Raw genomic sequence first — 20,347 nt, 5'->3', positions numbered from 1 at the left:
TTTATTCATGCCTCAGCGCATCGATCGGATCGAGCCTTGCGCCGCGCAGCGCCGGGAAGAAACCGAACACCATGCCAATCAGCGCCGAGAACCCGACGGCAAGCAGAATGACCGCCGGGCTTGGTGCGAACGGTATGGCCAGCGTCACCGAGGCGAGGCCGGCGAGCGCCAGGCCGATCAGGATGCCGATGATGCCGCCGAGCAGCGACAGCACCGTCGCCTCGACCAGGAACTGGATCAGGATGTGCTTCTCATGCGCGCCGATGGCCAGCCTGATGCCGATCTCGCGGGTGCGTTCGGTAACCGAGACCAGCATGATGTTCATGATGCCGATGCCGCCGACCAGCAAGCTGACGCCGGCAACAGCGCCGAGCATCCCGGTCATGGTGGTGGTGGCGCTGGCCATGGCGTCGGCAATCTGGGTCATGTCGCGGATCGAGAAATCGTCCTCGCGATCAGGCGTGATGCGGCGTGTGTCGCGCAATATGTCCTCGACGCGCGGCAGCAGTTCGCTTGTCGGCGTCCTGTCGTCGGCAGCGACATAGATGTTGTCGACATCGCGGTTGCCGGCGATGCGGCGCTGGTATGCATGCAGCGGCATCAGCACGACGTTGTCCTGGTCCTGGCCGAAGCCGGTATAGCCCTTGGGTTCGAGCAGGCCGATGATCTTGCAGGAGGTGCGGTTGACGCGGATGATCTCGCCCTCGGGGTCGCCGGCGCCGAAGAACTGCTGGCGCACCGTCTCGCCGATCAGGCAGACACCGGTGCCCGAGCGGGTTTCGGAATCGCTGAACGGGCGGCCCGACGCCAGCTTCCAGTCGCGCGCATCGAGATAGGCGCTGTCGGTGCCGGTGACGCCCGACGTCAGGCTCTCGGTGCCGAAGATGACGCGCACCTGCTTTTGCGAGGCCGGCGAAATGGCGCGGGCCCCGGTCAGGTGGGCGACGAGTGCGGCAACATCCTTTTCGGCAAGCGGTCGGACCACCTGGTCGAGCCCTCCCGGTCCGCCGGGGCCGGCCGGGCGGCCGGAACGGATGACGAGGAGATTGCTGCCGAGCTTGGCGATGTCGGACTTGACCTTTTCGGTGGTGCCGGAGCCGATGGTGAGCATGGCGATGACGGCGGCGACGCCGATGACGATGCCGAGCAGCGTCAGGAACGAACGCAGCACGTTGCGGCGGATGGAGGTCAGTGAAAGGCGGACGGTTTCCCAGATCATCGTCTAGGCCACTTCCAACTTCGCGGTATCCGAGGCGACGCGGCCGTCGAGGAAGCGGATCGTGCGCTGGGCATAGGAGGCGACGTCGGTCTCATGCGTGACCATCACGATCGTCAGGCCAAGCCCGGTGTTCAGCTTTGCCAAGAGTTCCATGATCTCATGCGTGCGGGCGCTATCGAGATTGCCGGTTGGTTCGTCGGCGACGAGCAGCGTCGGCCGGGTGACGATGGCGCGCGCGATTGCCACGCGCTGCTGCTGGCCGCCTGACAGTTCGGCCGGCGTATGATGCTCGCGGCCGACAAGGCCGACCTCGGCCAGCGCCTGCATGGCGAGGTTTCGGCGCTCACGGGCAGCAACGCCGCGATAGATCAGCGGCAATTCGACATTTTCCGCCGCCGTGGTGCGCGGCAAGAGGTTGTAGCCCTGGAAGACGAAGCCGACATAGAGGTTGCGCAGCATGGCGCGGCGGTTGCGGTCGAGCCTTCCGGCGTCGATGCCCTCGAAACTGTAGGTTCCCGCCGTCGGCGTATCGAGGCAGCCGATGATGTTCAAGGCCGTCGACTTGCCGGAGCCGGACGGACCCATGATGGCGACGAACTCGCCACGACGGATAGCAAGATCGACACCGGCCAGCGCATGGATCCGGGCCTCGCCCTGGCCATAGCTCTTCCAGACCTTGTCGAAGCTGATGAGGGTCGCGCCCGACGCCACAGCCTCAGCTCCGCTGCTGCGAGGCGGTGATGATTTGGGCACCTTCGTCGAGGCCCGAAATGATCTCGGTCAGTTCGCCGTCGGTCGAACCGGTCTTGACGCTGACCGGTCGCGGCCGCCCATTCTCCAGGACGTAGAGCGTGCGCGAGCCGTCGGTGGGCGTCGTCGTCGCCTGGCGCTGGCGATTGCCGCCCGGACGTCCTATGCGGCCGGTGAACAGGTCCCTCAGGCTCCATGCGCGGGCGGTGGATGCTGCTGGCGGCCGATAGCGGAAGGCGGTGGCCGGCACGGTGAGCACGCCCTTGGCCTGCCTGGTGACGACCGAAACGGTGGCGGTCATGCCGGGCCGCAACAACAGCTCGTTGTTGTCGACCTCGAGCCGCGCATCGTAGGTGACGACGCCGTCGGTGGTCACGGAGGCGTAGGAGATGTCGCGGATCTCGGCATCGAATGGCCGTTCCGGGAAGGCGTCGACGGTGAAACGGGCATGCTGGCCTGGCCTGACCGCGCCGATGTCGGCCTCGTCGACCGCTGCCTTCAATTCCATGTTCCTGAGGTCGGCGGCGATGACGAACAGCACCGGCGCCTGCAGCGAGGAGGCGACGGTCTGGCCGGGATCGACCGAGCGCGTCAGAACGATGCCGTCGATCGGCGCATAGATGGTGCTCTTGGCAAGATCGGTCTGCTGCGCCTTGAGGTCGGCATTGGCGATGGCCAGATTGGCTTTGGCGCTGTCGAGCGCCGCCCTGGAGCGGTCGCGTGTCGCGGTTGCCGCTTCAAGCGACTGGTCCGTCGCCATGCCTCGCCTGGTCAGCGCCGCGGCGCGGACAAGCGCCTTTTCGTTTTCGTTGAGCGTCACCGTGGCGTCCTCGACGCTCGCCGCCGCAGCCTTGGCGGAGGCCTCGGCGCGCTCGATCTGCACTTCCAGCTTGGCGGTGTCGAGCGCGGCCAGCACATCGCCCTTCTTCACCTGCTGGTTCTCATTGACCGAAACCGAGCGGACGACTCCGGACAGTTCGCTTGATATGTCGACCTGGGTGAGGGGCTGCAACGTGCCGGTGGCCGAAACCGCGACGGTAAGGTCGGCGACAGCGGCCGGCACCGTCGTGTAGTCGATCTTGACGGGAGACCCGGCATACCATTGGTAGCCGACGAAGCCGGCGGCGATGACGATCAGCGCCAGCAGGCCATAGAGCCAGCCACGGCGACGCGTCTTGCGCAGCCCTTTGCGATCAAGGCCGAGCGCCGTCTCGATGGCGGAATCCGATTCCGTCTTTGGCAGATTGACAATCTGGTCCACGCCGGACCCCTATAACGCCTGATGTCCCTATGAGTGTACAAATCAGGCTGACCGGTTCGAATATCAAATTAAATTTCGCTCATGTTTGGATTGAGGCAGAGGACTTTCTGAAATGCAGCCGCGCAATTACTTGCTTTATGATGTGTTTACGACCGAGCAACTGGCCGGCAATCCGCTGGCCGTCGTGCTCGACAGCAAAGGGCTGGACACGGCCGGGATGCAGGCCATTGCGCGCGAGTTCAATCTCTCCGAAACCGTCTTCGTGCTGCCTCCCGACAATCCCAAACACCGCAATCGTATCCGCATCTTCACGCCCGACTATGAAATGCCTTTCGCTGGCCATCCAACGGTGGGCTCGGCGATCGCGCTCGCCGAGCAGGCGGGCGAGGGCGGGGCCGGCATCTTCGTGCTGGAGGAGAACATCGGCCCGGTGCGCTGCGCCGTCAGCAAGCATGATGGCGCCACCTTCGCCGAGTTCGACCTGGCCAAACTGCCGGAGCCACTGGAATTGTCCGCCGACCCGGAAGCGATCGGCGCTGCCCTTGGCCTCACGCCGCACGAAATCGGCTTCGAGAATCATCGGGTCTCGTTCTGGTCGGCGGGCGTGCCCTACGTGACCATACCCGTCGCCGACCTGGAGGCGGCAGGTCGGATAAGGCTCGATTACCAGGCCTGGTCGGAACTGGCGCCGCGCAAGAGTGAATGGGCCTTCGCCAGCCCCTATGTCTATTGCCGAGAGACGGTGAACCACGACAGCGCCTTCCATGTGCGCATGATCGTGCCGGGCAGTCCCTCCTATGAGGATCCGGCGACCGGTTCGGCGGCCGCCGCTTTCGCAGGTGCTGTCATGCATTTCGACCGCCCGACGGATGGCGTATCGCAGCTGTGGATCGAGCAAGGGCTGGAGATGGGCCGGCCGTCGCGTATCCGCCTCGAACTCAATGTCGAAGGCGGCAAACTTGCGGCGGCGCGCATTGGGGGGCATGCCGTGAAGGTGGCGGAAGGCAGGCTGTTCGTCTGACCCTGTGCGGCACTTGGAGCCTGTTCCATCCCGATAAATGGGGATGGGGCTCCAAGTTTCGGAATGAGCATGATCTTTCCCGAAAACCGGATTCCACTTTTCGGGATCATGCTCTGAGCGATTTGTCGGGAAATGATTCCGGCAGGGCTGGACATGACTGGTATCGGCGGCTATATGCCCGCCGACGCCGGTTTTACCGGTCGAGTGGGTGCGTAGCTCAGTTGGTAGAGCAGCTGACTCTTAATCAGCGGGTCCACAGTTCAATCCTGTGCGCACCCACCATTTTTCCGCTGATATTTCAACATGTTGTAGACAGAGCGAGGCCGCGAGCCTCGCGAGTCAAATCCGCAAAAGGGCTCCTAGTAACAGAGGGCACCTAGCCATATCTCTGGATATTGAGGGCGATGACGTACTCTTCCCGCATCAATTTGGCGATTGAGGGGTATGGAATCGAAACGTGAGGTGTGCCCGCCGCGAAGTAAGCGACCTGATAGGACGAGAAGTGGATATCGAGGCTATTCTCATTGAAAACGAATGATCCAAAATCCGACCACTTCTCAGTACCTCTGTTTACCCACTCTTCTTCAAGTCCGATTATGGCGCCGGGTTCTGACTCCTCGTCTCCCCCTGGATTGTATTTTACCAGCCGTTCACGGATTTCCTTTTGCAGAATTGGAAACGCGAGGTCTGGCTCTAGGAATGTGCTTTCAAGCGATTCGATCTTGATGAGTGGTTCAAGCAAAAATGCAAAAGTTCTATGGCCGTGCGTACCGTGCGCAGCTCCGGCACCGTACCAATTAGTCGCGTAGAGGAGGGTCACCACCTTGTTGCAAAACACCGGGGCGCCACAGCGGGCATCGAACGTGTTCGTACGAGCCCACTTATCCTGTGCATAGTTGTAAAATTCTGACCCTTGATCGAATTTATTTCGACGATTCGAAAATAAATATTCGATTAACACACCCCTAACGTGTTGACCTATCTGGGCTATATTTGGAATTGTTGTGGAGGAAAAATCTAATATTTGAAGTTCAATCGTGTATCCGGGGGTTCCTTCCCACTCTTCCTTAATCCAAGAGGAGTGCCAAGTGATTTCCTGATCTAATTGGACGCGCTCACGCTCGCCGCCCAGCCGCTCAATCTGATGCGATATCGCATCAGACAATGCTTCTTTAAAGTCAGATTCGCTGGCGAACAGAGCTTGAATACTCTTTAGTTGGTCGGGGATGGGGCTATCATCAAGAAGAACGGGTATTATAAAAATATCGTCAATCAGCTTTTCTTGGTATTTTTCCAAAGAGAGTTTCAGCTCCCTTTGGATATAACCCCGACGGTCGCGCGAATTTTTTGACCAAAGAATGACGATAACAGCTGACCTATCCAGAGCTCGTTTAATTTCAAAATCCCAATTTTGCCCACCTTTAACTTTCTTGAAGTCAATCCAGCTGTCAAAGCCATTTTGCTTTAGCCAGTCGTACAATTCTCCCGCCGCCTCGCGGTCCGGCCTGGCGTAGCTTATGAAAACTTGAAAGTCGCTTTCCACCGGTAACTTCTCCCGCTCCGCACTCCACTATAGATTTCTCCGTCGCCCAAATCTAGGAGACGACCTGAGACCCTGCGAAGCTTGGTACGCCCCCAGTGCGGTAAAGTCTCGCAGCTACTTCTCCGAAACCCCAGCCTCGGCAAAGCTTGCCATGCGGGCGTGGCATTCCAGCGCCGAGCGGACGATGTTGACGGCGAGGCAGGCGCCGGAGCCTTCGCCGAGCCGCATGCCGAGATCGAGCAGCGGCGGCAGGCCGAGCGCCTCCAGCAACCGGCGATGGCCGGATTCGGCCGAGACATGGGCAGCGATGGTGTGGGCGAGGCCAGCCGGGTGCAGCCTGGCCAGGGGAGCGGCGGCGGCAGTGCAGACGAAGCCGTCGAGCAGCACAGGCACATTGTTGTGGCGCGCGGCCAGCGTCGCGCCGAAGATGGCGGCAAGTTCGCGGCCACCAAGCGCAGCTGCAACCTTCAGCGGGTCGGCAAGCGCGTCGGCGTGGCGCTTGAGGCCGGCCTCGATGGCGGTGACCTTGCGCTTCAGGCCGGCATCGTCGACGCCGGTGCCGCGCCCAGTCCATTTTTCCGCGCGGCCGCCGAACAGGGCGGTCGAAAGGGCCGCCGCCGGCGTGGTGTTGCCGATGCCCATTTCGCCGAAGCAGACGAGGTCGATATCCCCGGTCACCGCGCCGTAGCCGGCCGAGACGGCGGCTAGGAAGGCTTTCTCGTCCATTGCCGGCTGTTGCGTGAAGTCGCCGGTCGGGTGGTCGAGGTCGAGCGGGATGACATCGAGCTCGGCTCCGGCGATGCGAGCAAGCTGGTTGATGGCAGCACCCCCGCCGGCGAAATTCGCCACCATCTGCACGGTGACCTCCGACGGGAAGGCCGACACGCCCTGGGCGGTGACGCCATGGTTGCCGGCAAAGACGAAGACTTTCACGCGGTCGAGCTTCGGCATGTCGCGGCCCTGCCAGCGCGCCAGCCAGGCGGCTATGGTCTCTAGCCGGCCGAGGCTGCCCTGTGGCTTGGTCAGCGTGTTTTGACGGCGGGCCACGGCTGCCGCCGCGGTATCGCTGCCGGCAGGAAGGTCGAGGCAAGCCGCGCGCAGTTCATCAAGCGATTTGAAGGGCATGGGAAAGATTTCTCCGAAAGAGAGTCAGGATAGGGAAACGGAAGCGACGAGCAGGATGGCGATCTCGCCGAGTTGCTGCAGCGCGCCAACGGTATCGCCGGTCTGGCCGCCGATCTGGTTGAGGCAGAGCGCGCGGAAGGCGGTGAACAGGAGGCTAAGCAGGATAATTGCTGCAACCGCGCCACCGATACCAAGCGCCAGCAGCGCGAGCGCGCCAAGTACGGCGCCGAGAACAGCCGTTTCGGCCGAGACGGAGCCCGCGCCGGCCGAAAGGCCGTCGTCGCGGGCTGGCGGCAACAGATACATGAAGGCGCCGAGCAGGCCACGCGAGCCGGCATGGGCTGCAACGAGAGCGAACAGGACTTGCGCTGACGTGGCGAATTCCGAGAGCACGCTCCAGCGGAGCAGCAGGGAAAGGCCGAGTGCGCAAGCGCCATAGGCGCCGATGCGGCTGTCGCGCATGATCTCCAGTTTTTTCTCACGCGTCTTGCCGCCGCCAAAACCGTCGGCGACATCCGAAAGCCCGTCCTCATGCAGGCAGCCGGTGGCGAGCAGGGTGGAGGCAAGGGCCAGGGCTGCAGTGGGGCCGGCGGCAAGACCGAGCCTTGTTCCGACGGCGTAGACCACTGCGCCAATCAAGGCGACGGCGAGACCGGCCACCGGGGCCGCCCAGATCGCGCTGGCCAGGCTGCGGTCGCGGAAGTCGAAAACCGGCAGCGGCAGCCGGGTGAAGAAGACCAGGCAGAGCGCGATGTCGTCGAACGCCTGTCGGGGTGAGGGCACTGCGGTCATGCACCCCTCGCAATGGCATGGAAGAACGTCCCGCTGACATTGCCACGCTGGTAGCCCGAGGCGCCGAGCGGATTGCCCTGGCCGTCGGCGAGGTCGGCCAGTGGCTCATCGTTGCCGGTGGCCGTCATCTGCGCATAGTGGAATTCATGGCCGCGGATCAGCGTGCCCTCCGCGCCCAGCGGGCAATCGGCGTGCAATTTTGCCTGGCGATAGCCGAGATTCATCTTGCGTTTGGCGAAGCTGGTCGAGTGGCCGAGCAGGCCGAGCATTTTGTGTGTCTCGCCCTCGGCATCTTCCAGCGCTTCGCCCAGCACCATGAAGCCGCCGCACTCGCCATGGATCGGCCGCGTCTCAGCAAACTTTGCCATGCCGGTCCGGAAGTTCGCGGCGCTGGCGAGGCGACCGGCATGAAGCTCGGGATAACCGCCGGGCAGCCAGCAGACGTCGCAATCTTGGGCCGGCCCCTGGTCGGCGAGCGGCGAGAACGGGACGATTTCCGCACCGGCCTTGCGCCAATGCGCGGCGACATGCGGGTAGAGAAACGTAAAGGCGGCGTCCTGCGCCAGTGCGATGCGATGGCCGGGCGGTGGCAATGCATCGCTGAAATCGCCCGGTGCCGGCGTGAATGGCGCTGCCAGCGCCATGATGGCGTCGAGATCAAGCGACTTTTCGACCATGTCGGCAAGACGGTCGAGATGGGCCATCAGGTTCTCATATTCGCCGGCCTGGACGAGGCCGAGATGGCGTTCCGGCAGGTTGAGCGAGGGATCGCGCAGGATGGCGCCGACCACCGGCAGGCCGATTGCCTCGATGGCTTCGCCGCAGAGCCGGCGGTGGCGTTCGCTGCCCAGCCGGTTGAGCACGACGCCAGCCATGCGCACGTCGGGATCATAGGTGGAAAAACCCTTGGCGACGGCTGCCGCCGTGGTCGACTGGCCGGAGACATCGAGCACCAGCAGCACCGGCAGGCCGTAGAGCCGGGCGAGGTCGGCGGCCGAGCCGGATCGGCCTGGCGCAGCGGGAATGCCGTCGAACAGGCCCATGGCGCTTTCGAGGAAGATGAAGTCGGCATCCTCGGTGGCGTTGCCTGCCAGCGCATTGAGCAAGGCAGGCGACATCGCCCAGCTATCCAGGTTGACGCCGGACAGACCTGTGGCGGCGGTGTGAAAACCGGGGTCGATATAGTCGGGACCGGACTTGGCGCCACGCACTTTCAGGCCGCGCCGGGCGAGCGCGCGCAAGATGCCGATGGTGACGCTGGTCTTGCCCGAGCCGGAGCGCGGCGCGCCGATGATGATGGCGCGGGTCATTCTTCGCCCGCCAGTGCCGCGCGCATGGCGACGATGCCGCCGACGACGATCAGCGCCGGCGAGGCGAGCCCGGCTGCCGCCGCTGCTTCGGCAATGGTGGCGAGCGTGGCGACGACGATGCGCTCCTGCGGCGTTGTCGCGGCGATGATCACCGCGGCGGGCGTCGACGGCGCCAGACCTCCTTCGAGCAAGGAGGCTGCGATAACAGGCAGATTGGCCATGCCCATATAGACGACGACCGGCTGACCGGTGCGGGCGATCGCCGTCCAGTCGAGATCGTCATCGGTGCCGGCGGCATGGCCAGTCGCCAGGATGACGGCTTTGTTGATGCCGCGCATGGTGGCCGGGATACCGGTAGCCGCAAGCGCGCTCAGGCCCGAGGTCAGGCCGGGCAGGACGCGGAACGGGATATTTTCGCTCGCCAGCGCCAGCGCCTCTTCGCCGCCACGGCCGAAAATATAGGGATCGCCGCCTTTCAGCCTGACGACACGGCGGCCCTCGCGCGCCAGCCGCACCAGCAGCGCCGTGATGTCGTCCTGCTTCATCGACGGCTGGCCGCCGCGCTTCCCGGCATAGAACAGCTCGGCGCCCGCGGCGACGGCAACGATATCGGGGGAGACCAGTGCGTCGTAGACGAGAGCATCCGCTTCAGCCAACGCCGCCAGCACTTCCAGCGTCAGGCAGCCGGGATCGCTGGGGCCGGCGCCTGCCAGCCAGACATGGCCCGGCTCCAAATTGCGCGGCTTGAAGTTCAGCCGCGCGAGCGCCTGTTCGAGCCGGCTATTTTCCCTGGTGCTGCCGCTCACAATCCGTCCCGTCCGCGAAAACGCCGCTGGTAGTGGGCGTCGTAAAGTGAACTCTCGCCGAAGTCTTCTGCCGCCAGCGAAGCCCCGACAAAGATGATCGCCGTGCGCTCCATCGGATCGGCGGCCAACTGGGCCTCGATCGTCGCCAACGTGCCGGTCAGCACGCGCTCGTCCGGCCAGGAGGCGCGGAAGACGACCGCCACCGGGCAATCGGCGCCGTAGAAGGGCGTCAGCTCGGCGACGACACGGTCGATGGCGTGGATGGCAAGATGGATGGCGAGCGTGGCGCCGGTGCGGCCAAAGCCGGCCAGCGTCTCGCCGGGCGGCATCTTAGAGGCGCGGCCGGAGACGCGGGTCAGCACCAGGCTCTGTGCGACTTCGGGAATGGTCAGCTCGCGGCGCAGCGCTGCGGCCGCGGCGGCGAAGGAGGGAACGCCTGGCGTCAGCGTATAGGGAATAGCGTGCTTCTCCAGCCGGCGGATCTGCTCGGCCACCGCGCTCCAGACCGACAGGTCGCCGGAGTGCAGGCGGGCGACATCGTGGCCGTCTTTGTGGGCGGCGAGATATTCCGCTTCGATCTCGTCGAGCGACATCGGCGCGGTGTCAATCAGTTTTGTCCCCGGTGCGCAGTGCTGCAACAGCTCCGGCGCGACGATCGAGCCGGCATAGAGGCAGACCGGGCAGCTTGCCAGCAGCTTGGCGCCGCGCAAGGTGATGAGGTCGGCGGCGCCCGGACCCGCGCCGATGAAATGGACGGTCATGGCGCATCTCCGCCGATCGCGATGGCGCAGGTGACCGGGCCGAGCACGGTGCGCGGCCCAAGCAGTTTCGCGCCGGCGCCCGCGGCGGCGAGGGCTGAGGCTTCCGAAACCGATGGCGTGCCGGCATGTGCCTGAGACAGATTGGAGCGGCTGATCGTGCGCGATGACGCGGCCCTGAGCGCTTCGTCCTCGACAATGACGACCGGGAGGGCGAGTTCGCGTCCGGCGGACAAGATTGCCTTTTCGTCCTGCTTGAGAGAAGCGGTCGCCAGAGCAGACAACGCGGTCATCGTCAGCCCATGTGCTTCCAGCGCCGTTTCCACCGCGGCAAGCACTTCGCCTGCACTGACACCTTTCCGGCTGCCGATGCCCGCGACCATCATGGCTTCACCCAGCTCCATTGGGTGACCGGCATGGCCGGGCGCCAAGCCTGCATTGCGCCGACGGGCGAGGCGCGCGATATGGCGATGCGGGTGAGATCGCCGCCGAGCTTGGTGTTCTGGGCGAGAAGCAGGGCTTCCATCTCCAGCGTCACGGCATTGGCGACCAATCGGCCGCCGGAGGGCAGGGCCTTGATGGCCGCACTCAGCACACCGGCATCGCTGCCACCACCGCCGATGAAGATCGCGTCCGGCTGGTCAAGCTTGGCCAGTGCCCTGGGCGCCGCACCTTCGACGACAACGAGGCCGGGAACGCCGCAGGCGGAGGCGTTGCGGCCGATGCGGGCGGCGCGGGTCGGCTCGGCCTCGATGGCGATGGCGCGCAAGGACGGGTGCGCCAGCATCCATTCGATGCCGATCGAGCCGGAGCCAGCGCCGATGTCCCACAGCAATTCTCCGCGCCTTGGCGCAAGTGCCGACAAGGTGATGGCGCGGATCTCGCGCTTGGTGATCTGGCCGTCATGCTCGAACAAGTGGTCGGCCAGGCCCGATGTCAGCGGCAGGATTCGTGCATCCGCAGTCGAACCAACTTCAATCGCCAGCACGTTGAGCGGGTTGATGTTTTCGAGATCGAAGGCGTTGGCCCGAGCGCTCCGCAGTTTTTCATTCGGGCCGCCGAGCGCCTCCAGAACCGTCAGCCTTGACGTGCCGAAGTCAAGTTCGGTCAACAGCCGCGCAATCGCCACCGGCGCGTCGCCGTCCGAGGTGAGGGCAAGAATGCGAATGCCAGGATGTAGCAGTGGCCGGATCAGGTCGAGTGGGCGGCCGTGCAGCGAGATGGTCTCGATGTCTGGCAAGGCCCAGCCGAGGCGGGCGGCCGCCAGCGAAATGGCCGACGGTGCCGGGATGACATGCATCTCCCGGAGCTTGACCTTGCGGGCGAGGGGGGCACCGACGCCATGGAAGAACGGATCGCCGGAAGCGAGCACGCAGACACGCCTGCCGGCGAGCGCCAGCACGTCGCGCATGTCAGGATCGAAGGGCGTCGGCCAGGCGCGGGCTTCGCCTGTGATCAGCGACGCCATCAGCGCAAGGTGGCGCTTGCCGCCGAAGATGACTTCCGCCTCAGCAACCAGTTGCTTGGCCTCGTCGCCGAGACCCGCTACACCGTCCTCGCCGATGCCGACGATGGTTAGCCATCTTGAGTTGAGCTTGGCGCCGCGCGGACCCTCAGCAGGCATGATGACCCACCGCATTCTGATCCTCGGCGGAACCACCGAAGCCCGGCAACTGGCCGGCACGCTCGCCGCGCGCGCCGGTCTCGCGATCACGTTGTCGCTGGCCGGCCGCACCGAAAGCCCGGTGGCGCAGGGCGTGCCTGTCCGCACCGGCGGCTTCGGCGGCGCCGAAGGACTTGCAGCTTATCTCGGCGAAGCGGGCATTCATCTGCTGATCGACGCCACGCATCCCTATGCTGCGCGCATTTCCGCCAATGCGGCGGAGGCGGCGCGGCAAGCGGGCGTGCCGATCATTGCCTTGCGCCGCCCGGGCTGGGAGCAGGTCGAAGGCGACCGCTGGATGCTGGTCGATACTGTTGCCGATGCGGTAACGGCATTGGGTCCGCCGTCGCGTCGCGTCTTCCTGGCGCTCGGCCGGCAAGAGGTCGCTGCCTTCGAGGCCGCACCCCGGCATCATTATCTCGTCCGCAGCGTCGACCCGGTCGAGCCTAGGCTGGCGGTGCCTGACGCGACCTATCTGCTGGCGCGCGGGCCGTTCCGCGAGGCAGACGAGCGCGCGCTGCTGGAAAGCCATCGCATCGACGCCGTCGTGTCCAAGAACAGCGGTGGCGAGGCTACTTATGGCAAGATCGCGGCGGCGCGGACGCTTGGCCTCGAGGTGGTCATGATCCGCAGGCCAGCGCTGTCGGATGTTACGTCGGCTGAAACCGTCGAAGCGCTTGCCGCGATGGTCGATCATTTTCTGGAGCCCGCTGCGGAGCGCGGCGTGTAGACCAGCACTGGCCGGTCGCCGCGTTTGATGATCCTGGTTTCCGGCGAGCCGATGATGATACAGGTCGCCATGTCAGCCTTCTCAGCGTCGACATCCGCCAGCAGATAGACTTCGATGCGCTCGTCCGTGCGGCCCGCTGCCCGGCCGAAGATGACAGGCGTGGTGCCGGGCAATATGGCGGTGAGGCATTCGAAGGCACGGCCAAGCTGCCAGGGACGCGCCTTGCTGATCGGGTTGTAGAGCGCGATGACGAAGCCGGCGCCGGCTGCCGCCAGCAGTCGCAGTTCGATCAGCTCCCATGGCTTCAGATTGTCGGACAGCGAGATGGCGCAGAAATCATGGCCGAGCGGCGCGCCGATGCGGGCGGCGACTGCAAGCATGGCGGTAACGCCGGGCACGATGGCGACGTCGACGGCGCGCCATTCGGCCGGGCCGGCCTCGATCGCCTCGCAGACGGCGGCCGCCATGGCGAAGACACCGGGATCGCCGCCCGAGACCACGGCGACCTCATGGCCTTCGGCTGCCTTTACCAGCGCGTCCCTCGAGCGCGCGAGTTCCTCGCGATTGTCCGAGGCGACGCGGGTCTGGTCCGGGCGCAGCTCGAGCCGGTCGATATAGGGCTTGTAGCCGTAGAAGAATTTGGCTTCGGCCACGGCGCGGCTCGCTTCGGGCGTTACCTGGTCGGCATTGCCGGGTCCAAGGCCGATGACGGTCAAACGCCCGCTCACGGCTTGGCTCCCGACGCACCGGGCCGAGCCGACCAGCCGGCCACCAGCACGATGGCGAAATAGGGCGCCTTGTCATCCTGCTTTTCGGTGAGCCGCATCGAGACGCTGCCCGGCATGGTGCCTCGCTCGACATAGACGGCGCGCGTCAGCTTGCCGGTCGCCTCCAGTGCTCGCCTGATCTTGGGCAGGTTGCGGCCGACCTTCATAATGACGGCGGCATCGGTATCAGCGAGGCGGCGCGTCAATTCGAACTCGCTCATCGTGCCCGGCAGCACGCTCAGGACGTCGTCGCCCTGGACGATCGGCAGGCCGGTCTCCGACCAGCAGCCGGACATGGCGGTGACGCCGGGAATGACTTCGGTCGGGAAGCGATGCGCCAGCCGGACATGCAGATGCATGTAGGAGCCGTAGAAAAGCGGATCGCCTTCCGATAGCACCGCCACCATCCTGCCGGCGCCAAGATGTTCGGCCACCTTCTCGGCCGATTCTTCATAGAAATCGGCGATCTGTGAGCGGTAGTCGTCGTGGTCCTTGTCGATTTCGGTCGTCACCGGATAGAGCAGCGGCAGTTCCAGCATATCCGGCCGGAAGCGCGCTTCGACGATCGCGCGCGCATTGCTGTTGTTGCCGCGCTTGGCGAAATACGCCACGACATCGGCTTCGGCCAATGCCCGCGCGGCCTTCAGCGTCAACAATTCGGGGTCGCCGGGACCGGTGCCGACGCCAACCAGCCGGCCTTTTGCGATCACGTTCACAGGCCCGGCCTCGCCAATGCGTTGAGCGCGGCGGCGGTCATGGCGCTGCCGCCCAGCCTGCCGCGCACGATGGCGCAGGGCACGCCATAGGAATTCTCGGCCAGCGCGTCCTTCGATTCGGCAGCACCGACGAAACCGACCGGCATGCCGATGATGGCTGCCGGCTTCGGCGCACCGTCGCGCAGCTTCTCCAGGAGATAGAAGAGGGCGGTCGGCGCATTGCCGATGGCAACGATAGAGCCTGCTAGGCGTTCGCCCCAGAGATCGATCGCCGCGGCAGAGCGGGTGTTGCCGATCTCCTTGGCGATTTCGGCGGTGCGCGGGTCGCGCAGCGTGCAGATCACCTCATTGCCGGCCGGCAGCCGGGCACGGGTGACGCCATGCGAGACCATTTCGGCATCGCAGAAGATCGGCGCGCCGGCAGCAAGAGCAGCGCGCGCGGCGGCGACGAAATCGCTGGAAAAGACAAAGTGAGACGCTGCCTCGACCTGGCCGCAGGCATGGATCATGCGAATGGCGACATCGGCTTCTGCCTCGGAAAAGCGCGACAGGTCGGCCTCGGCGCGGATGATGGCGAAGGAGCGCTCGTAGATCGCCGTGCCGTCACGGATATAGTCGTAGGCGATGTCATCCTGGGGGGGCATGCTCATTCCTGTCGGTAAGCCTCGGTGACACCGGCCGCGCCAAGCCTTGCCAGGCAGGCGGCGGCGGTCTCGCCGGGAAGTCGTGCGCTACGCAGGGCTGCCGCGACGCGACTGACGCCGCGCGCGGCGTCATAGCCCGGCCTGTATCCGGCGGGAAGGGCCTTCGCCGTCCCGTTGACGACAAGTCCGGCTCCGTTTTCGCCGCCGACCAGGGTGAGGGTCGCCGGGCCGGAATGGGCGCAGCCCTTGGCGCAGCCGGAAATGTGCACTGTGAGCGAGGGATCGAGCAGGTCGCGGTTTTCCGCCGCGATGGTCTCGGCGATGTCGCGTGTTGCAATCCGCCCGGAGGCGCAGGCTGGTGTGCCGGGGCAAGCAGCGATGCGGGTGCGTGGGTCGGTGGGCGAGGTGACGAAGCCGAGGGCGGTGGCTGTATTTTGAAGGCTCTGGTTGGCGGCCGCCGGCTGACCAAGGAAAAGCAGGGCGCGGCCTGGCGCCAGGCGGATCTCGTTGGCGCCAAGGGTGAGGGCGTGTTGGGTGAGGTCGATGAGCTTTTCCGCCGGCATGCTGCCGAAGGGCAGGCCGATGCCGAGGGCGGTGTCGGCAGAGGCCAGGGCCAAGGTTCCAATAGGCTGAAAAGAGTTAGGCTGGCGTTCTGTCGCGCCCCCCTCTGTCCTGCCGGACATCTCCCCCTCTAGGGGGGAGATTCGGCTCCCATCTCCGCTTTCGCCAACTATCGGCGTTGCAACAAGAGCGGCGGCGTGGGAATTGCCAATCTCCTCCCTAGAGGGGGAGATGTCCGGCAGGACAGAGGGGGGCGCGAAGGAATGCCAAGTTGCTAGAGATGTCAGCTGCCGCGGCGTCAAATCCCGTGCGCGAGCCTCTTGGCCTTTTTCGGCAACCATCCTTAAAATCGCGACGGCGATATTACGGCCAGCATCTTCCTCGACCATGACGAGCGGCGCTGCATTTTGCCTGTCGCCAGCAACGGCTACTAGCCAACGAACGCCCGCGTCGGTTCTGATCGCACTCAGCCTGACATCGGCCGTCACCGCATCCATGGCCAACTGCCCGCCGCCATCGACAACCACCGAAACCTTGGGACCGAGGCGCTGCGCCAGCCCGGCTTCATCAATCGCTGCACGAATACATTCAGCCAGCGGGCGGGGGTCGGCGATCTCTTGTGGATCCAGCCCTGCCAGCGGCCCGGTCTCGACCGCAACCCCGGTGCGCACCGCAATCCCGAGCGCATCGACCTCCGTCGCCAGCAGCCGCGCGCTTGCCGGCGTCAGGCCCCGGATCTGCAGGCTGCCGCGTGCGGTGATTTCCATGATGCCGTTGCCGTGCCGCAAGGCGGATTGGGCGAGCGTGATCAAAGACTTTGGCGACAACCCTCCAGAAGATGGGCCTCCAGAAACGGGATTGAGCCGCACCAGCAGCCCATCGCCGGTCTGCATCGGGGCCGACAAAGCAGGGCAAGCGCCACGGCGCGAGAAGGCGTTCATGCGGCCACCCCAAGCGCCTGGGCCTCAGTGATCAATGCCGCCAGATCGTCATCAACGGAGTTGCGCAGCGGATGCCACAGACCACGCCGCCGCGCCGAGAGGAAACGCTCGGCGATGACTTTGGCGGCGGCCGGGTTCTCGCGCAGGATGAAGGCGCGGACCTCGGGATCGCCGAGATAGGCGTCATGCACGGCTTCGATCAGCGCGCCTGGTATGGCGTGGGTGGTCTCGGCGAAGCCGACCAGACGGTCGACCGTTTCGGCGAATTCCGAGGCGCCGCGCGGGCCGTGGCGCATCTGGCCTGCGATGAATCGCGGGTTGACCGCACGCGCCCGCACCACCCGCGCCACGGCCTCGCCGATCGAGCGCGGCTTCGGCCTCTGCGGATCCGTGGTGTCGAGCACGATGACGTCAGCGTTCCTGCCGAGCGCCGCGAGCGCCGCCGAAAAACCGCCGATGAAGGCGACGTCGGCGGAACCTTCGAGGATGTCACGGCCAGGATCGTCGCCGGTATGGACGAGCAGATCGGCCTCGGCGATGCGGCCCGCGAAGGCGCCGGGCGCGGAAATACCTTCGCCTTCGGCGCCGCCATAGGCATGCGAGGTGGCGTCGAGATAGGCGCGACCGATCTCTTCGCGTGCGGCCCAGTCGCCGCTTGCCAAAAGGTCCTCGGCGCCGGCGCCGTAAGTGCCGGGTGAAGTGCCAAAAATGCGCGGGCTGATCTTTCCCTCTGCGCGTGTCCTGGCCGCGAGCGGGTTTTCCGAGGCGTCTTCGTCGCGGGCGGCGACAGCGTTGGCGGCGGCGTCGATCAGCGCAATCTGCGTCGGGAACATGTCGCGGAACAGGCCCGATATGCGCCAGGTGACATCGACGCGCGGGCGGCCGAGCGCTGCCGGGGGCAGCACTTCGATGCCGGTGATGCGGCCGGTGGCGGCATCCCATTGCGGCCGGCAGCCCATCAGCGCCAGGCCTTGCGCGATTTCCTCGCCGCCGGTGCGCAGCGAGGCCGAGCCCCAGAGGTCGATGACCAGCGAACGCGGCCAGTCGCCATGCGACTGCATGTAGCCGCGCACGACTTCTTCGGCCGCCGCCTTGCCCAGATCATAGGCGGTCGGTGTCGGCATGGTGCGCGGGTCTGATGTGAACAGGTTGCGGCCGGTCGGCAGCACATCACGCCGGCCGCGCGCCGGTGCGCCCGCCGGGCCGGCCTTGATATGGCGGCCATCGAGCGCCGCGAGCAGGGCTGCCTTCTCGGCCGCGGCACTTTGCCTGCGCAGCGGATCGGTCTCGCCCTCCGGTGAGCGGCCATAGATATGCAGCCCGTCCTTGATGGCGAAATCCTTGAGGTCGCAGAGCCAGGCATCGATGCGGCGCAGCGCCTCGTCGGGCGCATCGGTGCCGGCAACGCCTGCTTCATTGGCGAGGCCGGTCTTCTGCGCGGTCTCGACGATCAGCTTCGCCAAGCGGTCGCGGCGGCGGCGGTCGAGCCCGTCGGCCTGGGCATATTCATCGACCAGCCGCTCAAGCTTGTGTTGGTTTTCGTCCAGCCCGGCGCCTGTCAGCGGCGGCGGCAGATGGCCGAGGGTAACGGCGGCGATGCGCCGTTTGGCCTGCGCCGCCTCGCCGGGATTGGAGACGATGAAGGGGTAGATGACGGGCAATGCGCCGGTGACGATCTCGGGAAAGCAGTTTTCGCTGAGCGCCACCGTCTTGCCTGGCAGCCATTCCAGCGTGCCGTGCGCGCCGACATGGATGAGGGCATGGACGCCGAGGGACTTGCGCAGCCACAGGCCGAAGGCGATCAGGGCATGGCGCGGCGGCAAGGTCGGGTCGTGGTAGTCGACGCGACGATCCGTGGAGCGGCCGCGATCGGGAGCGAGGGCTATTGTGATGTTGCCGAAGGTAGCGGCGCGGAAGGGGAATTTTGCGACGGTAGGCGCTTGAACACCCCCCTCTGTCCTGCCGGACATCTCCCCCTCAAGGGGGGAGATTGGCAGTTTCGCCGATGGCTCTCCCTTAACATCCTCGGTAGTTGGCGAAAGGGGCGATGAGAGCTCAATCTCCCCCCTTGAGGGGGAGATGTCCGGCAGGACAGAGGGGGGCGCCTCGCGCAAACCTGTCTCATCTTCCGCCTTACCCCACGCCGCCTCTACCGCAGCGATTGCAGCCGTCGGCAATTCCGTGGAGAAGGCCAGATATTCCGCCAGTCCCAATCCCTCGTCACCGCGCTCCAACAAATCCAGCAGTTCACGCGGCGTTTGCGGAATCCCTTCAACGGCGTAGCCCTGTTCCCTCAGGTCGTGCAGCATGGCGAGCACGCTGGACGGGACATCGAGGCCGACGGCATAGCCGGTGCGGCCGGGGGCGCTGGGGTAGTCGGGGATCAGGATGGCAAGCTTGCGTTCCGCGCGCGGCGTGCGTCGCAGGCGGATGAAGGCTTCGATACGGCTCGCCACCTGCGCCACGCGATCTGGCTCCGGCCGGTTGGCAAAGGCGCGGAACGCCAGCGCCGGATCGGTTTCGACCTCGCCCTTGAAGGAGATGGCGCCGGCGAGGATGCGGCCGTCGAGCTCGGGCAGCACGACATGCATGGCGAGGTCGGCGGGGGCGAGGCCACGCTGGTTGTTCTGCCAGATGTCGCGGCGGGTGGTGGCGACGATGACCTGGAAGACCGGCACGCCGGCACGGTCGAACAGGGTTTCGATGCCGGGTTCGGCCCCGGAGGCGAAGGCGGTGGCGGTGATGATGGCGGCGGGGTTTAGGGTTGCGAGCGCGGTTTCGACGAATGCCAGCGAAACCGGGTCCTTGAGGCTGGAAACGAAGATGGGGACGGGGGCGATGCCGCGCGCGCTCAGCGCCTCAAAAAGGGCATCGATCGGCGCGACATCGGCGGCCAGCAGCATCGAGCGGTAGAAGAGGATGGGGATGACGGGGGTGGCAGAGGTAAGGTTTAGGTCGCGTTCCTTCGCGCCCCCCTCTGTCCTGCCGGACATCTCCCCCACGAGTGGGAAGATCGCCTGATCATCGGCGGCTTCGCCAATGTCCGACGTTGCAGAAGTCGCGATACGGCCAGCGACGGCCAATCTCCCCCCTTGTGGGGGAGATGTCCGGCAGGACAGAGGGGGGCGCGAAGGAATGCCGACATTTGACAAATCCGGCCCTTCCGCAACTCCACGCCCCGGCTCGTAAAACCCGGCCTTCGGCACGACAATCGGCTCCGCAACGGCCGCATCCGAACCCGCCAACCGCGCCAACCTCCGCACCAGCGCCGTCATATTCTCCGGCCCACCCTCGCGGAAATAACCGAGCAGACTGTCCAATTCCTCGCGTGGCACGGTCGATCCTTCGATCAGCCGCGGATCCTCGTCGTGGCTCTCGCCGGGCAGCAGCGCCAGTTTTATGCTGCGTTCGCGGGCAATCGTGGCAAGCTGGTCGCAGCCATAGCGCCACCAGTCGTAGCCGCCGAGGATGCGGACCAGAACAACCTTGGCGTGGCGGGCAACGCTGTCGATCCAGAGATCGACTGACATCGGATGGCGCAGATCGCGAAGCGCCGCCAGCCGCATCGAGGGCAGGCGTGCCGCATCCGCCTTCCAGGCCGCCGCCAGGCCGGCCAGATCGCTGTCGGTAAAGGACAAGGCCACGACATCCGCCGGCGTCTGCCGGAGATCGACAGGCTCGGCCAGATCGTCGAGCGAGGCGGATGTGGTGGTGAGGATGTGCATCGCGGTTTGCGCTTT

Annotated in this window: 18 protein-coding genes and 1 tRNA gene; 3 read left to right on the top strand and 16 right to left on the bottom strand. The window is 65.4% G+C overall.

Annotated elements, in window-relative coordinates:
• Position 1: 1 nt before the first annotated feature.
• From C9427_RS17500 to C9427_RS17490, 3 genes are read right to left on the bottom strand one after another with little or no spacing between them, the layout of a single operon-like run.
• A complete protein-coding gene (locus C9427_RS17500; protein WP_107650374.1) occupies positions 2–1,219 on the bottom strand; it encodes an ABC transporter permease in 1,218 nt (405 codons plus the stop codon).
• Between the two features lie 3 nt (positions 1,220–1,222).
• A complete protein-coding gene (locus C9427_RS17495; RefSeq protein WP_107650373.1) occupies positions 1,223–1,930 on the bottom strand; it encodes an ABC transporter ATP-binding protein in 708 nt (235 codons plus the stop codon).
• Between the two features lie 4 nt (positions 1,931–1,934).
• On the bottom strand, positions 1,935–3,230 hold the full coding sequence (locus C9427_RS17490; RefSeq protein WP_107650372.1) for an efflux RND transporter periplasmic adaptor subunit: 1,296 nt from the start codon (positions 3,228–3,230) through the stop codon (positions 1,935–1,937).
• Between the two features lie 112 nt (positions 3,231–3,342).
• Here C9427_RS17490 and C9427_RS17485 point away from each other — a divergent pair, with 112 nt between their 5' ends.
• Both C9427_RS17485 and C9427_RS17480 read left to right on the top strand, forming a co-directional pair.
• Positions 3,343–4,251: a PhzF family phenazine biosynthesis protein gene (locus C9427_RS17485; protein WP_107650371.1), complete on the top strand. Its 909-nt coding sequence runs from the start codon at positions 3,343–3,345 to the stop codon at positions 4,249–4,251.
• A gap of 206 nt (positions 4,252–4,457) precedes the next feature.
• A tRNA-Lys gene (locus tag C9427_RS17480) sits at positions 4,458–4,533 on the top strand.
• Positions 4,534–4,627: 94 nt separating this feature from the next.
• Here C9427_RS17480 and C9427_RS17475 read toward each other — a convergent pair.
• From C9427_RS17475 to cbiE, 8 genes are all read right to left on the bottom strand, one after another.
• Positions 4,628–5,794 carry a TIR domain-containing protein gene (locus C9427_RS17475; RefSeq protein WP_107650370.1) on the bottom strand — a complete coding sequence of 389 codons (1,167 nt, stop codon included), beginning with the start codon at positions 5,792–5,794 and terminating at the stop codon, positions 4,628–4,630.
• A 114-nt stretch (positions 5,795–5,908) separates the two neighbouring features.
• Positions 5,909–6,919: a nicotinate-nucleotide--dimethylbenzimidazole phosphoribosyltransferase gene (cobT, locus tag C9427_RS17470; RefSeq protein ID WP_107650369.1), complete on the bottom strand. Its 1,011-nt coding sequence runs from the start codon at positions 6,917–6,919 to the stop codon at positions 5,909–5,911.
• 24 nt (positions 6,920–6,943) lie between these two features.
• Positions 6,944–7,711, bottom strand: a complete 768-nt coding sequence (cobS, locus tag C9427_RS17465) for an adenosylcobinamide-GDP ribazoletransferase (protein ID WP_107650368.1) — start codon at positions 7,709–7,711, stop codon at positions 6,944–6,946.
• Entirely contained in the window at positions 7,708–9,021 is a 1,314-nt protein-coding gene (locus C9427_RS17460) for a cobyrinic acid a,c-diamide synthase CobB (protein ID WP_107650367.1), read from the bottom strand. Before C9427_RS17460 ends, cobS begins: the two co-directional genes overlap by 4 nt.
• A complete protein-coding gene (gene cobA / locus C9427_RS17455; RefSeq protein ID WP_107650366.1) occupies positions 9,018–9,827 on the bottom strand; it encodes a uroporphyrinogen-III C-methyltransferase in 810 nt (269 codons plus the stop codon). Before cobA ends, C9427_RS17460 begins: the two co-directional genes overlap by 4 nt.
• Entirely contained in the window at positions 9,824–10,588 is a 765-nt protein-coding gene (gene cobM / locus C9427_RS17450; RefSeq protein ID WP_107650365.1) for a precorrin-4 C(11)-methyltransferase, read from the bottom strand. Before cobM ends, cobA begins: the two co-directional genes overlap by 4 nt.
• Complete coding sequence (locus tag C9427_RS17445) at positions 10,585–10,971, bottom strand: cobalamin biosynthesis protein (protein ID WP_107650422.1); 387 nt, start codon at positions 10,969–10,971, stop codon at positions 10,585–10,587. The genes cobM and C9427_RS17445 overlap by 4 nt, the downstream gene beginning before the upstream one ends.
• On the bottom strand, positions 10,968–12,209 hold the full coding sequence (gene cbiE / locus C9427_RS17440) for a precorrin-6y C5,15-methyltransferase (decarboxylating) subunit CbiE (protein ID WP_107650364.1): 1,242 nt from the start codon (positions 12,207–12,209) through the stop codon (positions 10,968–10,970). The genes C9427_RS17445 and cbiE overlap by 4 nt, the downstream gene beginning before the upstream one ends.
• A 1-nt stretch (position 12,210) precedes the next feature.
• Between cbiE and C9427_RS17435 the strand changes: the two genes are divergently transcribed.
• On the top strand, positions 12,211–12,978 hold the full coding sequence (locus tag C9427_RS17435) for a cobalt-precorrin-6A reductase (protein WP_107650421.1): 768 nt from the start codon (positions 12,211–12,213) through the stop codon (positions 12,976–12,978).
• Here the strand turns inward: C9427_RS17435 and C9427_RS17430 are convergent.
• From C9427_RS17430 to cobN, 5 genes are read right to left on the bottom strand one after another with little or no spacing between them, the layout of a single operon-like run.
• Complete coding sequence (locus tag C9427_RS17430; protein WP_107650363.1) at positions 12,942–13,706, bottom strand: precorrin-3B C(17)-methyltransferase; 765 nt, start codon at positions 13,704–13,706, stop codon at positions 12,942–12,944. The genes C9427_RS17435 and C9427_RS17430 overlap by 37 nt on opposite strands.
• On the bottom strand, positions 13,703–14,461 hold the full coding sequence (locus C9427_RS17425) for a precorrin-2 C(20)-methyltransferase (RefSeq protein WP_107650362.1): 759 nt from the start codon (positions 14,459–14,461) through the stop codon (positions 13,703–13,705). Before C9427_RS17425 ends, C9427_RS17430 begins: the two co-directional genes overlap by 4 nt.
• A complete protein-coding gene (locus tag C9427_RS17420) occupies positions 14,458–15,111 on the bottom strand; it encodes a precorrin-8X methylmutase (protein ID WP_208636375.1) in 654 nt (217 codons plus the stop codon). The genes C9427_RS17425 and C9427_RS17420 overlap by 4 nt, the downstream gene beginning before the upstream one ends.
• On the bottom strand, positions 15,108–16,607 hold the full coding sequence (gene cobG, locus C9427_RS17415) for a precorrin-3B synthase (protein WP_107650361.1): 1,500 nt from the start codon (positions 16,605–16,607) through the stop codon (positions 15,108–15,110). The genes C9427_RS17420 and cobG overlap by 4 nt, the downstream gene beginning before the upstream one ends.
• On the bottom strand, positions 16,604–20,332 hold the full coding sequence (gene cobN / locus C9427_RS17410; protein ID WP_107650360.1) for a cobaltochelatase subunit CobN: 3,729 nt from the start codon (positions 20,330–20,332) through the stop codon (positions 16,604–16,606). Before cobN ends, cobG begins: the two co-directional genes overlap by 4 nt.
• Between the last annotated feature and the right edge of the window lie 15 nt (positions 20,333–20,347).

The organism is Mesorhizobium helmanticense, assembly GCF_003034915.1.
In the GTDB taxonomy this organism is placed as follows: domain Bacteria; phylum Pseudomonadota; class Alphaproteobacteria; order Rhizobiales; family Rhizobiaceae; genus Mesorhizobium; species Mesorhizobium helmanticense.
The sequence above is the reverse complement of the archived record's forward strand: the minus strand, read 5'-3'. Positions and strand labels throughout refer to the sequence as shown.

Bases quoted from the DNA above. Each gene is read 5' to 3' on its own strand.
- C9427_RS17485 (WP_107650371.1), top strand. From the start codon at position 3,343: ATGCAGCCGCGCAATTACTTGCTTTATGATGTGTTTACGACCGAGCAA.
- C9427_RS17420 (WP_208636375.1), bottom strand. From the start codon at position 15,111: ATGAGCATGCCCCCCCAGGATGACATCGCCTACGACTATATCCGTGAC.
- C9427_RS17460 (WP_107650367.1), bottom strand. From the start codon at position 9,021: ATGACCCGCGCCATCATCATCGGCGCGCCGCGCTCCGGCTCGGGCAAG.
- cobM (WP_107650365.1), bottom strand. From the start codon at position 10,588: ATGACCGTCCATTTCATCGGCGCGGGTCCGGGCGCCGCCGACCTCATC.
- cobT (WP_107650369.1), bottom strand. From the start codon at position 6,919: ATGCCCTTCAAATCGCTTGATGAACTGCGCGCGGCTTGCCTCGACCTT.
- C9427_RS17500 (WP_107650374.1), bottom strand. From the start codon at position 1,219: ATGATCTGGGAAACCGTCCGCCTTTCACTGACCTCCATCCGCCGCAAC.
- C9427_RS17435 (WP_107650421.1), top strand. From the start codon at position 12,211: ATGACCCACCGCATTCTGATCCTCGGCGGAACCACCGAAGCCCGGCAA.
- cobN (WP_107650360.1), bottom strand. From the start codon at position 20,332: ATGCACATCCTCACCACCACATCCGCCTCGCTCGACGATCTGGCCGAG.
- cobS (WP_107650368.1), bottom strand. From the start codon at position 7,711: ATGACCGCAGTGCCCTCACCCCGACAGGCGTTCGACGACATCGCGCTC.
- cobG (WP_107650361.1), bottom strand. From the start codon at position 16,607: ATGAACGCCTTCTCGCGCCGTGGCGCTTGCCCTGCTTTGTCGGCCCCG.
- cbiE (WP_107650364.1), bottom strand. From the start codon at position 12,209: ATGCCTGCTGAGGGTCCGCGCGGCGCCAAGCTCAACTCAAGATGGCTA.
- C9427_RS17445 (WP_107650422.1), bottom strand. From the start codon at position 10,971: ATGATGGTCGCGGGCATCGGCAGCCGGAAAGGTGTCAGTGCAGGCGAA.